General features: G+C 68.7%; 1 protein-coding gene. It reads right to left on the reverse strand.

Features of this window, described 5'->3' with window-relative positions; all coding sequences use genetic code 11:
- On the reverse strand, window positions 1-613 hold a 613-nt coding region (locus AKI01S_RS48680), incomplete at both ends, for an MFS transporter (RefSeq protein ID WP_157420786.1).

The following is a 613-nucleotide window of genomic DNA, read 5'->3' on the forward strand; positions in this document are numbered from 1 at the left end:
CGGCGCGGGCTTCGGCGCGGGCCTTGGCCTCCAGGAACACCGGTGACTCCGACACCGAGATCCGGATCCACAACCCCACCAGCACCAGCACCCCCGACAGCAGGAACGGCACCCGCCACCCCCACGCCAGGAACGCCGCATCGGACTGCACCGCCGCCAGCAACGCCAGCACCCCGGTGGCCAGCAGGTTGCCCCCCGGCGCCCCCGACTGCGGCCACGACGCCCAGAATCCCCGCTTCTCGGCCCCGCCGTGCTCAGAGACGATCAGCACCGCCCCGCCCCACTCACCACCGAGTGCGAACCCCTGCACCAGCCGCAGCACCGTCAGCAGGATCGGCGCCCCCACCCCGATGCTGGCATAGGTGGGCAGCAACCCCATCGCAAAGGTCGCACCCCCCATCAGCAGCAGGCTCAACACCAGCAGCCGCTTGCGCCCGACCTTGTCACCGAAGTGACCGAACACCACCCCGCCCAACGGCCGGGCCAAGAACCCGATCGCATAGGTGGTGAACGCGATCAACGTCCCCACCAACGGATCAGCGGTGGGAAAGAACAACTTGTTGAACACCAGCGCCGCGGCGCTGCCGTACAGGAAGAAGTCGTACCACTCGAT

It is taken from the genome of Actinomadura kijaniata NBRC 14229, assembly GCF_001552175.1.
Lineage (GTDB): Bacteria > Actinomycetota > Actinomycetes > Streptosporangiales > Streptosporangiaceae > Spirillospora > Spirillospora kijaniata.